This window comes from Nocardioides epinepheli, assembly GCF_037936805.1.
In the GTDB taxonomy this organism is placed as follows: Bacteria; Actinomycetota; Actinomycetes; order Propionibacteriales; family Nocardioidaceae; genus Nocardioides.
Genome location: NZ_JBBMMC010000032.1, coordinates 1 through 1,434 on the forward strand (window position 1 = coordinate 1; position 1,434 = coordinate 1,434).

Sequence of the window (1,434 nt, forward strand, 5' to 3'; positions counted from 1 at the left end):
GCGCTCGCTTGCTGTGAGGGTTGGTGGTGGCTGGCCTGGGGCTGGCTGGCAGGGTGGACCGGCTGGTTCTCCTCTGTGTTCGTGACCCATCGCTTGCTTGGCCCATCGCCCCCTGGAGGGGGGCCGGTGGTGTCCTGGTTGAGACCTGTCCGGACACGGTGGTGAACCGGCCGGGCCGCCCGGCCCACCACGTTGGCCTGATCAGAAGCCTGTCCCACCATCTCGCTTCGGCGAGGGGTGGTGACCCATCACAGTAGTGCCGCGTAGTGACTTCACCCCGGGACGATCCGGCCGGTTCAACCGGTACGACGCCACTGTCCCCTTTGAGAAGGAATCACGTCGCATGTCCATCGTCGCAGATGCCTACACCTATGTCGTGGGGGTCGATACCCACGCCGCGACCCACCACTACGCGATCATCGAGGCCCGCACCGGTGGCCTGGTCGCTGACGCCGAGTTCCCCACCCACACCAAGGGCCTACTACGGGCCGCGGACTGGATCGCGCGGCGCACCGGCGCACCCACCGGCCAGGACCTGGACCAGGTCCTGGTCAGCATCGAGGGCACCCGCAGCTACGGCGCCCAGATCACCACGCTGCTAGCCCACAGCGGCTACCGGGTCGTCGATGCCCCCTGCCCCAAGCGGGAACGCGGTGCGGGGAAGAACGACCGCATCGACGCCACCACCGCGGCCCGAGGCAGCTTGTACAAGCGCCCCGACCAACTCGCCGACGCCCGCGCCGGCCACACCTCCACGTCCCTGCAGATCCTGCTCACCGCACGGAACTCGATGACCAACGAGCGGACCCGAGCAATCAACGCCCTCATCGCCCTGCTCCGCGTCCACGACCTCGGCATCGAGGCCCGTCACAAGATCAACCGGTCCACCATCGCCACCATCGCCACCTGGCGGACCCGGAAGAACGACACCCCCACCCACGCCACCGCTCGGGCCGAAGCGATCCGACTCGCCGCCCGGATCCTGACCCTGGACACCGAGACCAACAACAACGAGAAAGCACTCCTCGACATCGTCAAAGCCACCGCCCCGACCCTGCTCGACCTGATCGGCGTCGGACCCGTCAACGCCGCCATCATCCTCACCGCCTGGTCTCACCCCGGCCGCGTCCGTAACGAAGCCAGCTTCGCCAAACTCGGCGGCGTCAGCCCGCTAGAAATCTCCTCCGGCCAACGACACGAACACCGACTCAACCGCACCGGCGATCGACAACTCAACCGCGCCCTACACTCCATCGCCAACACCCGCATGCGATACGACCCCCGCACCCGCAACTACCTCGAACGCCGCAGCACCCAAAAACTCACCAAACCCCGCATCAGACGCTGCCTCAAGCGCTACATCGCCCGCGAGATCTACCGACACCTCGCCACCACAATGGCTTGACAACCCATAGAAGCGTCTCAACCTCCGGC

1 protein-coding gene is annotated in these 1,434 nt (G+C 66.7%); it reads left to right on the top strand.

Going from position 1 to position 1,434, the window contains the following annotated elements; translation table 11 throughout:
• The first annotated feature begins 343 nt into the window (after positions 1 to 343).
• Complete coding sequence (locus tag WMR31_RS22090; protein ID WP_340541101.1) at positions 344 to 1,405, top strand: IS110 family RNA-guided transposase; 1,062 nt, start codon at positions 344 to 346, stop codon at positions 1,403 to 1,405.
• Positions 1,406 to 1,434 lie beyond the last annotated feature (29 nt).